At 42.4% G+C, this 17932-nt stretch carries 14 protein-coding genes and 1 rRNA gene; 10 read left to right on the forward strand and 5 right to left on the reverse strand.

From position 1 onward, the window contains the following. Window positions 1-18 precede the first annotated feature (18 nt). From HF078_RS03070 to HF078_RS03080, 3 genes are all read right to left on the reverse strand, one after another. The gene (locus tag HF078_RS03070; RefSeq protein WP_169289779.1) at window positions 19-1116 is read right to left on the reverse strand and encodes an FUSC family protein; all 1098 of its coding nucleotides are present in this window, start codon (window positions 1114-1116) and stop codon (window positions 19-21) included. Window positions 1117-1317: 201 nt separating this feature from the next. Next, window positions 1318-5787 (reverse strand): glutamate synthase-related protein, encoded by a 4470-nt coding sequence (locus tag HF078_RS03075; RefSeq protein ID WP_169289780.1) that lies wholly within the window; start codon window positions 5785-5787, stop codon window positions 1318-1320. Window positions 5788-6143: 356 nt separating this feature from the next. After that, a complete protein-coding gene (locus HF078_RS03080; RefSeq protein WP_169289781.1) occupies window positions 6144-7439 on the reverse strand; it encodes a glutamate-1-semialdehyde 2,1-aminomutase in 1296 nt (431 codons plus the stop codon). Window positions 7440-8410: 971 nt separating this feature from the next. On the opposite strand from HF078_RS03080, the gene HF078_RS03085 reads away from it, so the two are divergent. The 4 genes from HF078_RS03085 to HF078_RS03100 all read left to right on the forward strand — a co-directional run bounded on the left by HF078_RS03085 (window position 8411) and on the right by HF078_RS03100 (window position 11916). Beyond that, entirely contained in the window at window positions 8411-9466 is a 1056-nt protein-coding gene (locus HF078_RS03085) for an ABC transporter ATP-binding protein (protein WP_169289782.1), read from the forward strand. Beyond that, window positions 9459-10250, forward strand: a complete 792-nt coding sequence (locus HF078_RS03090) for an ABC transporter permease (RefSeq protein ID WP_169289783.1) — start codon at window positions 9459-9461, stop codon at window positions 10248-10250. The genes HF078_RS03085 and HF078_RS03090 overlap by 8 nt, the downstream gene beginning before the upstream one ends. A 3-nt stretch (window positions 10251-10253) precedes the next feature. Beyond that, on the forward strand, window positions 10254-11039 hold the full coding sequence (locus HF078_RS03095; RefSeq protein ID WP_169289784.1) for an ABC transporter permease: 786 nt from the start codon (window positions 10254-10256) through the stop codon (window positions 11037-11039). Between the two features lie 463 nt (window positions 11040-11502). Next, window positions 11503-11916 carry a potassium channel family protein gene (locus tag HF078_RS03100; RefSeq protein WP_169289785.1) on the forward strand — a complete coding sequence of 138 codons (414 nt, stop codon included), beginning with the start codon at window positions 11503-11505 and terminating at the stop codon, window positions 11914-11916. Window positions 11917-11922: 6 nt separating this feature from the next. Here the strand turns inward: HF078_RS03100 and HF078_RS03105 are convergent, their stop codons facing one another. Further along, on the reverse strand, window positions 11923-12078 hold the full coding sequence (locus HF078_RS03105) for a hypothetical protein (protein ID WP_169289786.1): 156 nt from the start codon (window positions 12076-12078) through the stop codon (window positions 11923-11925). Window positions 12079-12218: 140 nt separating this feature from the next. On the opposite strand from HF078_RS03105, the gene bcp reads away from it, so the two are divergent. The 4 genes from bcp to perR all read left to right on the forward strand — a co-directional run bounded on the left by bcp (window position 12219) and on the right by perR (window position 15805). Continuing rightward, window positions 12219-12686, forward strand: coding sequence for a thioredoxin-dependent thiol peroxidase (bcp, locus tag HF078_RS03110; protein ID WP_169289787.1), 468 nt, complete (start codon window positions 12219-12221; stop codon window positions 12684-12686). Between the two features lie 364 nt (window positions 12687-13050). Next, a complete protein-coding gene (locus tag HF078_RS03115; RefSeq protein ID WP_169289788.1) occupies window positions 13051-14598 on the forward strand; it encodes an AbgT family transporter in 1548 nt (515 codons plus the stop codon). Between the two features lie 99 nt (window positions 14599-14697). Then, a complete protein-coding gene (locus HF078_RS03120; protein ID WP_169289789.1) occupies window positions 14698-15252 on the forward strand; it encodes a cob(I)yrinic acid a,c-diamide adenosyltransferase in 555 nt (184 codons plus the stop codon). 118 nt (window positions 15253-15370) lie between these two features. Then, window positions 15371-15805, forward strand: a complete 435-nt coding sequence (gene perR / locus HF078_RS03125; RefSeq protein WP_169289790.1) for a peroxide-responsive transcriptional repressor PerR — start codon at window positions 15371-15373, stop codon at window positions 15803-15805. Window positions 15806-15852: 47 nt separating this feature from the next. Here the strand turns inward: perR and HF078_RS03130 are convergent, their stop codons facing one another. Next, window positions 15853-16215 (reverse strand): YgzB family protein, encoded by a 363-nt coding sequence (locus HF078_RS03130; RefSeq protein WP_169289791.1) that lies wholly within the window; start codon window positions 16213-16215, stop codon window positions 15853-15855. A gap of 174 nt (window positions 16216-16389) precedes the next feature. Here HF078_RS03130 and HF078_RS03135 point away from each other — a divergent pair, with 174 nt between their 5' ends. Both HF078_RS03135 and HF078_RS03140 read left to right on the forward strand, forming a co-directional pair. Then, complete coding sequence (locus HF078_RS03135; RefSeq protein ID WP_169289792.1) at window positions 16390-17265, forward strand: nucleotidyltransferase-like protein; 876 nt, start codon at window positions 16390-16392, stop codon at window positions 17263-17265. 379 nt (window positions 17266-17644) lie between these two features. Further along, window positions 17645-17932: ribosomal RNA gene (locus HF078_RS03140) — 16S ribosomal RNA — on the forward strand; the annotation flags it as partial.

Below are 17932 nucleotides of genomic sequence, written 5' to 3' on the forward strand. Positions count from 1 at the left end.
AAAAAGCAGGAAAGTGTGTTATTCTTCTTCATTTGCTCCAATTTCGAACTCATTATCATCCACATGATATTTCTGGAAGCTGTCAATCAATTTGTCCAAATGTTCCAATTGGTCGCTATAATCAATGATCTTAGAAACGAGCGGGAACAGGTGATACCAGACTTCGACGTCACCTTCGTATTCGCACCAGTTGTCTTTATGAGCCATAAATTCGTCAATAAATTGCTGTTTGTTAAAGCGTTCTTCTTCGTACATTTCTGAGGTGTTGTGCTGTTTTATTTTGCCGACGAATTTTAACAAGATCTGCTCGTGCAGGTTAACCAAGTGATCCAATTCTGCTTTAATATAATGCTGGTATTCTACTGGCATGTGGTGCAGTTCGTTTTCTAACCGGTGCAGCATTTTTAACGTATACAAAGCCCGATTACTTGTAACAATCAGCTGTCTGAAAATGACAAGCTTTCGTGCTTTGGAGCTTGAATTTTTCAATGTAGGGAAGTATGTCCGCTCTTCCTTATAGAGCATGAAAAGTTGCTCAAGTTTCAGCACTCGTTGATGTAGCATTTCAATATCTGTTTTCAAAAGATGATGTTCCGTACCGTGACGCATATTGATTCGAATCCACTTTATGATGTCTTCTGTCGTTAATTTTACCTTGTAATAAAGCCTTGTTTCATATTTTGGTGGTAGGAAGATCAGGTTGACTAGAAATGCACAAAGGATACCGATCATGACGGTTGAGAAACGTATTAGTGCAAATTCAAAAAAGTTTTCCCCAGGGCTTTCCATAATCGCGATAACGGTCACAAGAGCTAGTGGAATGGTATTTTCAATTTTTAGTTTTAAGTTGATTCCAATGACAAAAATGGCAGTCAAACCGATGATAAAAGGGTCATGTCCGAATAGTAAGGAGAAGATGATGGCTAAGATTGCCCCAATCAGGTTGGCCTGAACGTGTTCAATAATAGATTGATACGATTTATAGATGGATGGTTGGATAGCAAAGATCGCGGCGATTCCTGCAAAGAAGGGCGTGGGGACGTTAAGCCACTGTGCCACAAACAAAGCAAGGGTGATCGCAATACCGGTCTTGACTATACGGGCACCAAGTTTCATTTTAAAATAAGTCCTTTCTTGTCTTTCCGATTTTAATAGCCTATTATCTTGAAAGTTAAACACTTAATAGTATATGTCGGAAGTGTGGTAATCATGTTATTCGATATTGTACTATACACCGTTTCCTTAAGTAGCGCAAGCGGAAATTTGACAGAAAAAAGCCCGCAAATTGAAGTTTGCGGGATGTAGTAAAGAGAAAAATCATTCTGTGGATACTGCTGGGTCTGCCTGTTCTTTAACAGGATTAACTTGGAGGAAGAAGTCTGCAGGGTTGTCGAGCATTTGCTTGATTTCTGCGGCTTCTTCTAGTTGGTGCTGATCTAGCAGTGATTGATGATAGATGGAGAGTAACTCCACAACATCCTTCAAACCAGCTGTATTAAGTGGTTCAATATTCACTTTAGCACCTTTTGCGATACGGCGTTGAAGTGCTTCTTTCGTCAAGCCCATTTCCGGCTGGTGACGAAGGTAAACAGCACCACCTGTCATACCTGCGCAGATCCATGGACCAGGGTCACCAAGGACAAGGCCGCGGCCGTTTGTCATGTACTCAAATGCAAAGCCTTTAATATTGGCATTGACTCCAAGGTTTCCATGTTCAATAGCTGGGATAGGAGTGGTAACTTTCCCGCCGATGATTATGTCTGCTCCGGAAAGACGAATACCTGCACGAGCGTCGGCGTTTCCTTGTACAACAAGCGCTCCTTTTTGTGCGCCGTAACCAAAGCCTTTTCCGACAGAACCGTTATAGAATTTGCCGTCTTTACCTTTATATTTGAAGACAAAGATGCTTCCGCCGAATGCGGTTTTACCGATGCCGTCCTGTGCGCCACCCTCAACCTTGATGTTGATGCCGGTGGAGTTATAAGCACCAAGTCCATTACCTGGGATGGAGCCTTTGTTGTAGCGCAGTTCTACTTCAGGAAGATCAAGGTAAGAGCCGTCTAAGCGACCGCGTACACGGTGGCAAGAAACGCGGCTTCCAAGGACACGTTGTTCTGCTGTAACCGCATCAAATTGACGAGATTCATGCAAATCGCTTTCTTGGTAATCCAGATATTCCGCACCGGCTGCTACAAGAAGTTTTTCTTTCTCCATGCTTGCTGCTACTTCTTTTTGTGCAAGCTGAGGCACGTCTAATGTATGAAGCAAGTTAGAAAGGTCCAGCGATTCCAAGCCGCGAGTCTGTTCAAGAAGATCTGAGCGGCCAACAATTTCCTGAAGGTTGTCAAAACCTAGAGAAGCGGTTAATGCTTTCAGTTCATCGCCAAAAGCAGTGAACAGGTTCATCAAGCCTTGTACGGCAAGATCTGATTGTCTAGGAACAAAACGACGGAGACCGTGATCTTTCGCTTGTGCTTCGGATTCGATTTGCGTTGCAATTCCAACGTGACATGTATCCAAGTGACAACCGCGGCATGTTGTACAACCGATGGCGATCATGGAGAGAGTTCCGAAACCAATACGGTTGGCACCTAATAGCATAACCTTCATGCAGTCTAGTGCACTCTTGATTCCGCCGTCCGCCCAGATTTCCACTTTGTTGCGGAGACCGGATTCAATCAACGCGTTGTGCGCAGCTTTTACACCAATTTCAACTGGTAAACCGACATATTGAAGGGCGTGGATTCTTGCTGCCCCTGTACCGCCGTCAAAACCACTGATGGTAATGATGTCCGCGCCAGCTTTTGCGATTCCGACTGCAATCGTACCAATATTAGGAACAACGGGAACTTTCACGGCAACTTTAGCTTGATCGTTGGCTGTTTTCAGCTCGGCAATCATTTGAGCCAAGTCTTCGATAGAGTAGATGTCATGGTTATTGGATGGAGAGATTAAATCCGATCCAATCGTTGCGTTACGTGCTTCAGCGATTTTCGCTGTCACTTTTGATCCAGGTAAGTGTCCGCCTTCACCAGGCTTTGCTCCTTGCCCAATCTTGATTTCTAATAGATTGGAGGAGTTAAGCAGCTCGGCATTTACACCAAAACGTCCGGATGCCACTTGCTGTCCGCGGGTTTTTGGATATTTTCCAAGCATATCTTTGATTTCGCCGCCCTCACCATTCAGGCTGACCATGTTCAGTTTATCTGCAGCTTCGGCATAGGCTCTAAATGCAATCTCGTTTTGCGAACCAAAAGACATGGATGCAATGACGAATGGTAAATCATGTGCCCCAACCCCGATATTCACTTTTTCTTTGGCAGGTTGTTTGCCGGCGACCCTCAAGTCAGTTAAGTGACGGATGGTAATAGGGTTTTTCGTTTCTTGTTCATCGAGCTTTTCACGATAGTCATCGTATGTTCCGTTCTTTGCCACGTCCCCGATTGCTTTCCAGATACGAGGGAAGAGGTGGAACGATTTGCCTGGACGAGCTTTTTCATCTTCAAAGTCCACTGCACGCTCTGCAGCGTCCTCTTTTAATTTTGTAAAATTAAAGCCGAGTTTATCGGAACCTAAGAAATTGACGATACCAAGCGCATTCTCGACTTCTTGATGGAGACCGATTGCCGAGAATAAGCGACCGTATCCTCTTAATTCATGGATACCAATTGTGGAAATAACTTTTTCCATACCTTTCGTCAGTGCCCCGAAAAGGTTCACAACAGGCTTAGTTGTCTCATCACTCACTGTACCGAATAGTAGGTACGGACTGATAGCATTTGCACCAAGTCCAATTGCTACCATTACATCATGTAGGGAGCGGATGGCACCGGAACGAAGCAGTAGTGCACATTTACGGCGATATTGGTGCTGAACTAACTCTTCATTAATCGCTGCCGTCACAAGATGCGGATCCAACCAAAGCTGGCCATCCTTATGTGCTTGGGCATCATCAATGATCAATAATGTTTTACCATCTTTTACTGCTTCCACTGCTTCCGCTTTTAAACGGTCCAAAGCAGAGGTGATATCTTCATCCGAACCACAGGTAGCATTTACGTAATAGGTTAGCCCTTGTGTTTGGAACTGGTTTACCACTTGGTCGTAAGAAGGCTGCCCCAATTCTGCGACGCAATCCATGCCAACCTGGCCTTCTATTAACAATGGAGAAAGAAGTTCCATTGTGTAGCCGTTTGGTACTTCGTCTTCTTTTTGTAGCGCAGGACGGGCACCTAGAACCGTTCTTGTAGAAAAATGTTCTGTCTCACGGTCACGGTCAATTGCTGGATTCGTTACAACTGCAACGCTTTCTTTTATAAAATCAGCGATATTATTTCGACCTGGATTCATAGCAGCAAGCGGTACGTCATGACCAAGGGAACGGATTGGTTCTGCCCCTTTTTCCGCCATCTGTTCGATTAACTGGATATGCTCACGATCCCAACCAAAAGCTGCATAATGGCCGTTATGCACTTTTGCAAGTGGAGCAGTGGATACATAGTTATCAAGCTTTGGCGCATTCAGGCGTTCAGCAAATCCTTCAACAGCAAACTTCGCGTTCATGCGCTGATAGACTTCTTCTTGATAGGCATGATAGTCATACACTTTAATCGTATCGCCATCCCATTTCATCCCAACTTTTTCACCAGGGGAGAAAGGCTTCGGCTCTGCTTTGTATTCTGTTGTCGGAATAATACCCGGTTCTGATGAGAAATAATAGGATGTTTCCGTCTGAAGCATCCAAAGTGGACGCAATCCAAGGGCATCTAGACTGAATACCGCCTCGTCTTTGTTGCGGGAGATGATGCCGGCAGGTCCTTGGGCGAAATGACCCCATGTTTCACGTACATATGTGTATAGGTCCTGTAAATGAGCAGGATAGCTTTTGATTTCATTTACAATCGGTGGGAAAACAATATCAAGAGCTTCAAATAGTGTGAAGCCATCTCGAGAAATTAATGTGTCGATCGTTCTGTTTAAGTCCTGAGAATCACTACCTCCATTTGTCAGCGGCACGCCAATCATTGTTGCCTCGTCGCGGAGCTTAGCGATTGTATTGATCTCACCGTTATGACCTAGGACGCTAAATGGTTGCACGCGAAAAAAGTTTGAAAGCGTATTAGTAGAATAGCGGTTATGACCAAGTGTCATCGTGGACGCTACAAGCGGATTTGCCAGATCATGATAGAATTTTGGCAAAATATCGCCCGCACCCATTACTTTATATACTGCGTGGTAGTTCGATAGGGACGCTACATGCACGTCATCATTTTTTTCAATTTCAATAGAAGCTTGGAAGAGTTGTGCTTGTGTGCATTCTTCCTTTTCTGAAACAAGAGCAATCTGCCAGAACACTGGATCTTGGATGATTGCAATCGGTCCTAATGCTTCAGAAGATGTAACAGTATCAGAAGCAAAAACTAGTTTAAGAGATTCTTTTTCTAAAATGCTCGTAATCTCGCTTTTCACTTGGTCTACATCTACATGATGATTGATGAAAAAGTGTCCGACTACGAAATCTTCGCGATCTACAAGCGAAGCGTCTTGGTCTGCTTTATCAAGTTTTTCTTTCCATAGTGCACGGGGGATATCGATATGAATACCGACACCGTCTCCTTCACCATTAATAAAACCTGCACGGTGGTTCATTTTGACAAGAGCATCTATACAGTCATCAATATTTTTCTTTGTTGGGAATTTTTTCTTTTCTATAGCGGATACAATACCACATGCATCGTGTTCTGCGTTGTGAAAATCTTTAAATGTACTTGGACTCCAATTTTTCATATGGATTGGCTGTTAACTAGGGATAAAAGTGGGGACCCTAACTAGCCATTCACCTCCTGTGGTTTGATAGTTTGATAAGAAAAACCAATGCAGTTAGTTAGTAGTGTCTATCTGTTCTGCGTGAGGTAAGCTCGGCGGTTTTCTTATAAATAGGTAAAAAGTGAGGAAAAATAAATAAGGGAATTTTCAGACTTTAAATTATATACTAACATTTCAAACAATAAAAATCAATTTTTTATGCAAAAAGTTGAAGAGGTCATACATGTGGAAGGGAAGAAAAAGCGTTTATTTGAAAGCGTTTTCAAGCGTTGGTGTAGAAAAAGACAGCGTGTTGGTGTACACGCTGTCTTGTATATTTATGCAGTTGCTAATTCTTTGAATGCGTGCTCTACTGCATCTAGTGTCACTTTTACATCTTCTTCGGTATGCTCGGTTGTCACAAACCATGCTTCGTATTTGGAAGGAGCAAGATTGATTCCTTGATTCAGCATCAGTTTAAAGAATTTTGCAAACTGTTCGCCGTCTGTATTTTCTGCCTGTTCATAGTTAACTACCGTTTCATCCGTAAAGTAGATGGTAAGTGCTCCCTTTAGGCGGTTGATGGTAATCGTGATACCGTACTTTTCGGCTCTTTCGAGAATACCTTCTTCTAGCAGGTGCCCGATATGATCAAGGTGTTCGTAGACTCCTTCTTTTTGAAGTACTTCCAAGCATGCGATTCCTGATAGGATGGATGCCGGGTTACCCGCCATGGTTCCTGCCTGATATGCAGGTCCAAGTGGCGCCACCTTCTCCATTATCTCAGCACGTCCTCCATACGCTCCGATTGGTAGACCGCCGCCAATGATTTTCCCAAGCGCTGTCAGATCTGGTGTGATACCGAGCATATCTTGTGCTCCTCCGTACATAAATCGGAATGCTGTAATTACCTCATCGTAAATCACTAATGCGCCAGCTTCATGACTGATATCGTTCACCGCTTGCAGGAATCCGGGTTTAGGTTCCACGATGCCGAAGTTACCAACGATCGGCTCAACAAGTACACCTGCGATCTGGTCACCCCACTTTTCCATCGCTTCACGGAACGGTTCAATATCATTAAAAGGAACCGTGATTACTTCATTGGCAATGCTCTTAGGTACTCCAGCGGAATCTGGAGTTCCAAGTGTTGCCGGACCAGATCCTGCTGCAACAAGAACCAGGTCGGAGTGACCGTGATAGCAGCCGGCAAACTTGATGATTTTGTCGCGACCGGTGTACGCACGTGCCACACGGATCGTTGTCATTACCGCTTCTGTGCCGGAGTTGACGAAACGTACCTTGTCCATTCCTGGCATCGCTTCTTTCAGCATTTTCGCGAATTTAACTTCATGGGGAGTAGGTGTTCCGTATAGAACTCCGGTTTGTGCTGCTTTTGTAATGGCTTCTGTTATATGTGGATGGGCATGACCGGTGATGATCGGGCCGTATGCTGCCAGGTAGTCGATGTATTTATTGCCGTCGACATCCCAGAAATAAGCTCCTTCCGCACGTTCCATGACGACCGGTGCGCCGCCACCAACGGCTTTATAAGAACGTGACGGGCTATTTACACCGCCGACGATATGTTGCAAGGCTTCTTCGTGTATTTGTTGTGATTTAGAAAAGTTCATGATTGATCGAGTCCTCCTATTGATTAAGGTAAATCAAATGATATGTTATTTTATCATGAATGTGGTGGGGATGTAACAGAGAATGGCTGGTGGAGTTAGGGAAGAGCGGAAACAATGTCAGAAAAGGAAGGAAGAGAGGGATTCTGTCATCGAAGAGTGTCAAGTCCATATTAATGGGTAAAAATAGTTACCACGAGATTTAAGAATTAATCCCCTATGACGACGGCCCCTCTGCTTTTTCACCTTCACCGGTCGTCATACACCTCCAATGACGCCGGCTCCTCTGCTTTTTCCCCCTCACCGGTCGTCATACACATCCTATGACGACGGCTCCTCTGCTTTTTCACCCTCACCGGTCGTCATACACCTCCAATGACGACGGCTCCTCTGCTTTTTCACCCTCACCGGTCGTCATACACCTCCAATGACGACGGCCCCTCTGCTTTTTCACCCTCACTGGTCGTCATACACCTCCTATGACGACGGCTCCTCTGCTTTTTCACCTTCACCGGTCGTCATACATCGCCTATGACGACGGCTCCTCTGCTTTTTCACCTTCACCGGTCGTCATACACCTCCTATGACGACGGTTCCTCTGCTTTTTCACCCTCACCGGTCGTCATACACATCCTATGACGCTGGTCCCTCTGCTTTTTCACCCTCACCGGTCGTCATACACCTCCTATGACGCCGGCTCCTCTGCGTTCTCCCTCTTTCCGGTCATCATTGAAACGCCCTCTCTGTTACCATAGAGCGGGAACGATGCTAAAAGAGGAAGGGAGTAGTTGATATTGTCATCGAAAGATTACTATCTTCCTAGTTTCAACTCAACCCAATTTTTATTACACCCCAATTAAGCCATCAAGTAATTCCCAAAGCTTCCCGTTTGAGTGTTCCCCCTCACTTGTAATACACTAGTCTCTATGAGCTTTTTTCAAACAAGCGCATATTATAGAAAGGAAGTAACTTAGATGCATAACGTCATAGAAGTAGATTCACTTCGGAAAGAGTTTAAAGCATATTCTAGTCGATCTGGTTTGAAGGGAGCATTCCGCGATCTTTTTACGAGAAATTATAAAATAGTGCCAGCCGTCAACGATGTTTCTTTTACCATTAAGCAAGGGGAGATGGTAGGATATATCGGGGAGAATGGTGCAGGAAAGTCCACCACCATTAAAATGCTGACCGGAATTCTCACCCCGACATCTGGGACAGTGCGCGTAAATGGCATGAACCCGCATAAAGAGAGGGAAGAGTTTGTCCGCTCCATTGGTGTGGTATTCGGCCAACGTTCCCAGCTTTGGTGGGACATCGCGGTACAAGAGTCTTTCCGTCTTCTAAAAAAAGTATATAAAGTATCAGACGAGGATTATAACGAGCATATGGATCACGTTATTAAAACGCTAGATATCGGTCATCTTCTCGATAAGCCGGTAAGAAAGTTGTCACTAGGTCAACGCATGCGTTGTGAACTGGCAGCAGCGCTTATTCATAATCCGCCATTGCTTTTCTTGGATGAACCAACAATTGGCTTGGATGTTCTTGTAAAACTTAAAATCCGACAGTTCTTAAAAGAAATAAACGAAAAATATAAAACAACCATTCTATTAACCACACATGACATGGCAGACATCGAAGCACTTTGCGAACGAGTTGTCATGTTAGACGAAGGGAAAATCATCTATGATGGTTCTCTTCAAAAGCTGCGTAACAACTGGGGAGAAGGGAAGCAAATTCGATTCCAGTTTGCACAAAATGTGACAGAAGAACAACTGATACCGTTGACTCCAGATCTCGACGTTCATTGGAAAAATGAAGGAAAAGAAACAATTTGGAGCGCGGTGGTTTCTAAAGAAGAAGAGGAAATTTCTGAACTGATTGGAAGGGTAGTAGGACAATTTGCCATTACAGACCTCACCATCCAAGAGATCTCAACAGAGGAAATTATCCGTAATATCTATGATAAGGGAATGGTGGCTCGCACAGAACCAACTTCCCAAAAGCAGCCGGTGTTGACACATGGATAAATATATCGAAATGATACGCATCCGCTTTTTGATGATGCTTGCGTATCGAACGAACTATTATTCTGGAATTCTGATTTATAGCATCAATATAGGAGCCTACTACTTCCTTTGGCAGGCGATTTATAGTGGAAAAGAAGATATACAAGGTATTTCCACCATCCAGATGACAACATATGTAGCAGTTGCTTGGATGGCCCGTGCGTTTTATTTTAATAATATTGACCGAGAAATTGCCCAAGAGATAAAAGAAGGAAAGGTTGCTGTGGAATTAATCAGGCCGTATAACTATCTCGGTATGAAAACGATGCAAGGGCTGGGAGAGGGGATTTTCCGACTGGTGTTTTTCTCTGTACCAGGGATGGTCATCGTAGCATTGGTCTTTCCACTGGAATTCTCAGCAAATTTTGCCACGTGGGGGTTTTTCGGGGTCTCCATCATCTTCAGTTTTATTGTGAATACACAGATCAACCTGCTTACAGGTATCATGACGTTCTTTCTATTTAATAATGACGGGTTGATTCGTGCTAAGCGTGTCGTCATTGATTTATTTTCTGGATTGCTTTTACCTATCAGCTTTTACCCGTTATGGGCACAAGACGTCATGAGTTTCCTGCCGTTTCAGGCAATCAGTTATATCCCAAGTATGATTTTTACAGAGGGTATTACAGGAAATGCCGTATTTCAGGCTCTGCTCATGCAGGCGGTATGGGTGTTCATCTTGATTATTCCGATACAGTTGCTTTGGAACTTGGCAAAAAAACAACTAGTAGTGCAAGGAGGATGAGGAATGTTTTATGTTTCGATGTTTTTTCAATACATTGGCCAGTATATAAAAACACGTTTCCAATACCGTGCTGACCTGGTCGTGGAAATCCTCTCCGACTTGTTGTTTCAGGCCGTGAACCTGGTGTTTATCCTGGTTGTCTTTGGCCATACTCAATTTTTGAGCGGTTGGAGCAGGGAAGAAATCATTTTCATTTATGGGTTCTTTTTGGTGCCGTTTGCGCTGTTTTCCGCGTTTTTTAATATTTGGGATTTTAACGAACGGTATATTGTAAAAGGAGAGATGGACCGCATCCTGACTAGGCCGATTCACAGTCTGTTTCAAGTGGTGCTCGAGCGGATGGAACTGGAATCTTTATTTGGTGTGGTAACAGGTGCGGCCATCATGGTCTATGCAGGAAGCCTGCTAGATCTCACTTTTGCCTGGTACGATTATCTACTATTAATTATTTTTGTGCTTGGCGGAGCGCTTGTGTATGCTGGTATATTCGTCTTGCTTGCAAGTATCGGTTTCTGGTCAGATGCAAGAACATCCATCATGCCGATGATGTACAATATCGGGAATTACGGTAGATACCCAGTTGATATCTACAACAGTGTCATTCGATTTGTTTTGACTTGGATTCTACCTTTTGCTTTTGTGGGGGTCTACCCGTCTGCATATTTCCTTGGCAGGTCCGAGTGGTATGGATACGCGTTTATGACTCCGTTTATCGGATTGGCTTTTTTTATTCTCGCCGTATTCGTCTGGAATGTTGGAGTCACCAAATATAGAGGTGCGGGCAATTAAAGCTTACAAGTTTAACCGTTCCTTTGCGCTGCAGGCACTCGCTTTCCGCGGGGCGGTGCTATAGCCTCCTCGCTGCGTTGGAGGTCACTGAAAGAGTACATGACTTTATCTTTTTCTTAAACACCGCTGTGGATTTCCGCAAATGACTTCGCTTTCCTAGGGGCGGTGCTTGAGCCTCCTCGCTTTGCTGCAGGGTCTCAAGCTACCGCTATCTCCCTCAGGAGTCTTCGCCTTTTGCTCCAATCCACAGCTAGAAATTACTAATTACATGATGTTTCAGTTTTTCAGTGACCTCCTTCGTTGCGGAGCCTTAACCTACTGCTACCTCCCGCCGGAGTCGAGTGCCTTCCGCTCCAATCCACTCGTTAATAGGTAGGGTCAAACTTTATAAAAACAAAAAGCATACCTGTTCTTCCTTTGCGTATATTGTACTAATGGCATGTCCGCGCATTGGAGGAGTAGGATGCTTTATTTATTTATCGTCATCTTCATATTCATCGCTATTTTCATAAGCTTTTCACATGTGTTTTCTTCAGAAAGCAGAAGCATACCCTATGTTTCAAAAGAAACACTCCTTCTGTTACTGTTGATATACTCCACACTTCTGCTTTCATTTGGCCTGTTATACACCGTTCTCCATATTGAAGGACACCCCGTTCTGTTGGAAAGAGGCGAGTTGATAAATGGAAGCTTCTTTTCCATTTTCTTTCGTTCTGTCTATTTTAGTGCCATTACCATTTTGACGGTTGGGTATGGAGATATTACCCCAATCGGTATTGGCAGGGCTATTGCCATGACAGAAGCATTGATAGGTTTTGTCATGCCTGCAGCCTTTGTAGTACGAGTGGTCCTGCATATGGACGGGCGTGAGAGATGATTTTTGTTAATTCCCTTCATTTAGAAAGCGGTTTGACATCTCTGAAATTGGTTCCGGACAGTTGGCGTCAGCGTTCAAGGGAGTCTCTATGGACTTCTGGTTGACGCTGATTTTTTTCTCATGCTCTGTTACTGCTCCTTCGTGTAATACTTCTTTCTTCATATACCTTCCTCCATTCGTTTCAATAATCATTAGTTTAGTTCATTTGTGAAAGTATATGTATGGTAGTGCATTTCTTGATAATTCTTCATGCTTTCGATAGGCTTAAAGAAACAGTTTTTAGTTCAAGGAGGAGTTTTAAAATGACAATAAAAGTTGGCAAAAAGGCACCTGATTTTTCGTTGCTATCTAATACAGGCGAGACGGTGACTCTTTCAAGTTTTCATGGCAAAAATGTCGTACTATATTTCTATCCAAAAGATATGACCCCTGGATGTACCACTCAGGCATGTGATTTCCGGGATATGCATGAAGATTTCTCCAATCTGGACACAGTGATTCTTGGGGTAAGTCCTGATCCTCAATCAAGGCACGAAAAATTTATTGAAAAGCACGGGTTGCCGTTTATGCTTTTAGTAGACGAGAATCATGAAGTAGCAGAACTTTACGAGGTGTGGAAGCTGAAGAAAAATTTCGGCAAAGAGTATATGGGTATTGAACGTTCCACATTCATCATTAGTAAAGAAGGCGAACTAGTAAAAGAGTGGAGAAAAGTAAAAGTGAAGGGCCACGTGGAGGAGGCTTTAAGCTTTATTAAAGAAAATCTTTAAGAGGAAAAGCCTTTTTTAAAATAATTGAGGCAAACGTCTAACTACAAAAGGTCCCTGCCAGAGTATTTTATAGTGTAGGGCATACCTCCTCAAAAGTTGACGTGATTAGAGTGTGAGCATAAAGCTTGCACTCCTTTTTTATGATATGAATTTATATATTATGGGTAAAGTAAAGAAAGATACATAGTGGACAAGTACGTTAACTTAATAAAGGATACATAGTATTAATATTATTTCAAAAATTGGTTATTTTTCGTGTATTCCCAGAACACTTCCATCCTAGAGTGTTTTTTATTATACTGGTAAAGGATTTTTTTCTTCTTATTTTTTGAAAATTTAATAGATTGAGAAAGGGGATTTTATAATGGAAGCAACGCAAAAGAAACGCGGCTTTGTTATGCGTGCTCTTGATAGCATTGAGCGTGTTGGTAATAAGTTGCCACATCCGGTAACGTTATTCGCGATTTTCGCGTTATTGGTAATTATCGCTTCTGGAATCTTTTCCAGCATGGGTGTACAAGTTGACGATCCTTTAAATGAAGGAGAAGTTCTTACTGTTAAGAACTTAATGAGTTCAGAAGGAATTGCTTACATCTTTGAAAGTGCCGTTAAAAACTTTACAGGCTTTGCTCCACTTGGAACAGTGCTTGTAACAATGATTGGTATCGGTATTGCGGAAAGATCAGGACTTATCAGTGCCGGTCTCCGTGGCTTGGTAACATCTGTGCCAAAACAGCTAATGACAGCTTCTCTAGTATTCGGAGGAATTATGTCATCTATGGCGGCAGATGCTGGATATGTTGTATTAACACCGCTTGGTGCAGTGCTTTTCGCAGGACTGGGAAGGCATCCCCTGGCAGGACTTGCAGCAGCGTTCGCTGGTGTATCTGCAGGGTTCAGTGCAAACTTGCTTTTAACATCTCTTGATCCGTTATTAGGGTCTTTAACACAAGAAGCGGCAGCAACAGTAGACCCAGAATATGCTGCAGGAATGAACTACATGATGAACTTCTACTTCATGTTTGCGTCAGTTTTTGTTCTAACTATTGTTGGTACGTTTGTAACGGATAAAATTGTTGAACCTCGCCTTGGTGAATACAAAGGTGCGTACAAAGGGGACGTTGATTACTTAAAACCTGAAGAGAAAAAAGGTTTATGGGCTGCGTTGTTTGCATTTATTGCAACCATTGCAGTAATGGCTTTGCTAGTTGTACCTTCTTGGGGACCACTGCGTGGAGATGGCTCATTCCTAGAAGCGCCATTCTTCCATACACTTGTACCAGTAATTCTAATAATGTTCTTCATTCCGGGACTTGTATATGGAATGATTACAAAATCTATAAAAAATGATAAAGACGTAGCAAACCAAATGTCCGACACAATGGCAACGATGGGTGCATATATCGTCCTTGCTTTTGTTGCTGGTCAGTTCGTTGCTTACTTTAATGAAACAAATCTTGGACTTGTTCTTGCAGTAAATGGTGCAGAACTCATCCAAGGAATCGGTTTTGATAGCGAAAATCGTTTTATGAGCATTCTTTTAATTCTTGTCTTTATGATTGTTGCTGGTTTCATCAATCTATTTATCGGAAGTGCTTCTGCTAAATGGGCAATCATGGCTCCGGTATTTGTTCCAATGATGATGGGTCTAGGGTACTCCCCTGAGCTTACGCAATTGGCATACCGTGTTGCAGATTCCACTACAAACGTCATCTCACCATTGATGCCGTACTTTGCAATCGTCATCGCGTTTGCTCAAAAGTATGACAAAAAGGTGGGGATCGGTACATTAATCTCTACGATGATTCCATACTCTGTGTTCTTCTCTATCGTATGGGTAATCATGCTTATCGTTTGGATCCTTACAGGCTTGCCAATCGGACCGAACGCACCAATCGATTATGTTGGATAATGAATGGAAAACACCTGCTTGTCCATAATGGACTTGCAGGTGTTTTTTTGCTATAAGGAAAGTAGTAGCTAAAAAATGTAGAGTAAGGGATGGGAGTAAATGAAAATTTATACAAAAACAGGCGATAAAGGACAAACTTCATTAGTGTACGGTCAAAGAGTGGATAAAAATCATGTGCGTGTAGAAGCATATGGAACATGCGATGAAGCAAATTCCATGATCGGCCTTGCAATTGCTTATCTAGACGACGAGGACTTCAACCGTAAAGAAACATTAATCAAATCATTTTCCAACATCCAGACAATCCTTTTTCACGTCGGAGCAGAACTTGCCACACCTGCAGGAAAAGAAGTGAAATGGAAGCTGACAGAAAAGCATGTGAAAAGTCTCGAGGACGAAATGGACGAACTTGATGCAACACTTCCTCCGTTAACGAATTTCGTATTACCTGGCGGGTCGAAAGCTGGAGCGGCTTTGCATAGTGCACGAACAATCGTAAGAAGAGCGGAAAGATCTGCTGTAGGACTGAGTGAGGAACTATCTCCGAATGTACTTGCCTATTTAAACCGTCTTTCTGACTATTTATTTGTCGTTGCACGCTATGTGAACAGTCAATTAAAGAAAGAAGAACCAATTCTAAAGCCAGAGGTTTAAAATGAGGATAACTTCATATAGATATAAGTAATAACATTGACAAAAATATCAATATCACGGTACACTAATTATAAATATTATAAAGTAATAATCTTTATGAAAAGCGAGGTGCATGACTGTGGCAAACGAACAATTAAAAGAAGCGCTTGAAACGCTAAAACAAACTGGAGTTCGCATAACTCCACAGCGTCATGCGATTTTAGAGTATCTTATTCAATCTATGTCTCATCCGACAGCTGACGATATATACAAAGCACTTGAAGGAAAGTTTCCAAACATGAGTGTCGCGACCGTTTACAACAATCTGAGAGTTTTCCGTGAAGTGGGTCTTGTGAAAGAATTGACCTACGGAGACAACTCCAGTCGTTTTGACTACGTGACTACCGACCATTACCATGTGATCTGTGACGAATGCGGCAAGATTGTCGATTTCCATTATCCAGGTCTTGATGAAGTGGAAGCGTTGGCTGCCCATGTTACTGGATTCAAAATTTCTCGCCATCGCATGGAAATTTACGGTGTCTGCCCAGAATGTGACAAAGGCGCTCATTGACCTCTTGCACGCACGGGGAAAACACCCCATAAAAAAGCTGATAGGACTTAGCTCCTATCAGCTTTCTTTTTTGAGTTATAATCTTCATTAAATTCTTTTCCTTCGAGGGAAGGATCCATCGTTAACGGTTCATTACAGTACATACACATATCAACACGCCCAAGAACTTTAGTATGCTTCCCGCAGTTCGGGCAAACTACCTGTATAGCCTTTGTAGATAACATGCCGATCCAGAAATAAACAACTGTGGAACCAACGATACATAAAAGCCCCAATAACATAAACAAAGTCATGACCAACATGTTTCCTTGAAAGAATATTCCTATATACATAACGAAGAAACCGATAAAGACAAGACTTAGTGCAAAGGTTCTTATTTTATTAATCTTACTAGAATATTTACGAGCCATGAACACTACCTCCTAAAACAATATAATAGCACATTTTGTCCGAAAATGGAGTTACAGTCACAGACATGTTGAAATTACAAGTTGACCGAATGTTCTGGATTAAAAATGATAAAAAGGTTTTTAAAAGAAAGTGTCGAATAATAGGGAGAACCCTTTAAAGATGGAGGTCTTAAGATGGAAGATTTACTTCGTCCTATCTATCAAGAACGCGCAAGTCAATCAAACACGCAAGGAATATTAATGATAGAAAAGAAAAACCCCGTTAGCCCAAATACAGATAAATTTGATGTTATTCTCTTTATGGTAGTAAAAGAACTGGATGAATCCTTATACGTCAAACACTATGAATTGCTTCAAAAGAAAGCCGCGCTTTACATCGCAAGCGAACAGCAATTAGAAGAATGGATAACGCTTGGAACGAACCGAAGAGTCATTGATTGGATTATCAATGGGAAAGTACTCTTTGACCGAAATGAGTTTATCTATGCCCTAAGAGGTAAACTCCTCGATTTTCCACTCGAAGACCGTAAACTAAAAATTGGTTTAGAATTTGCTAAACTAATAAGAAGATACCTAGAAGGTAAAGATTTCTTTGATTCCAAGAATTATATTGATGCATATAACCATATCGTCCACTCCCTTCACCACTTGGCAAGGTTGGCAGTTATCGATCACGGTTTCCATCCAGAAATCACCGTTTGGAATCAGGTGAAGAAAATCGAACCAGAAATCTACAAATTATATGAAGAACTCATTCAAGGAGATGAACCAATCGATAAAAGACTGGAATTACTCTTCCTTGCAAATGAGTTCATGATCTATTCCAGAACAAGAACCGGAGCTAAACATCTAATCGAAGTCTTAATGGAGAAGGAAGAAGCTTGGTCCTATAATGAAATGCTGCATCATCCTAAACTCCAGAAGTATTCTGTAGATCTCAGTGTACTGGTAGAATATTTAGTGGAAAAAGGTTTTCTGGAAGTGGAGAAGAAACAGACTAAAGGTAATGGTGTTTTTCACCGCCTTTATCAAGTCGTGCCAGAGAAATAATAACAAAAGAGGTTACGTTTAAGGCTCCTAATGGGGTGGATTTCCTTAGGAGCTTTTGCTTTTCTTATCTTTTTAAAAATTATTTTAAAAAAGTTTAAAACATGTATTGACGATGTTTGTCGTTACATGGTATATTATTATTCGTCGCCGCAAGAGAAAAGCTTAAACGCGACAACGAGAAAAAGAAATTAAAAAAACATGTTGACTTACAACAACGAAACATGTTATATTAATAAAGTCGCTTCTGGGCGACGGATTGATGAAAATGATCTTTGAAAACTAAACAAAACAACAGCGTCATAACGTCAGTTCTACGGAACACGAAAAAATGATTTTAAGTAACACAAGCTAGCAAATATCGAGCAAAAGCTCAGACCCTTTATTGGCGAGTTTGATCCTGGATAAGGACGAACGCTGGCGGAGTGCCTAATACATGCAAGTCGAGCGGAACTTTTAAAAGCTTGCTGTGGAAAGGTCAGGGGCGGAAGGGTGAGTAACACGTGGGCAACCTGCCTGTAAGACTGGGATAACTTCGGGAAACCTGAGCTAATACCGGATAATATAAGGAACCTCCTGGTTCTTTATTGAAAGATGGTTTCGGCTATCACTTACAGATGGGCCCGCGGCGCATTAGCTAGTTGGTGAGGTAACGGCTCACCAAGGCGAC

Origin of the sequence: Bacillus sp. RO2 (assembly GCF_012911845.1) — a bacterium.
Lineage (GTDB): Bacteria > Bacillota > Bacilli > Bacillales > Bacillaceae_I > Sutcliffiella_A.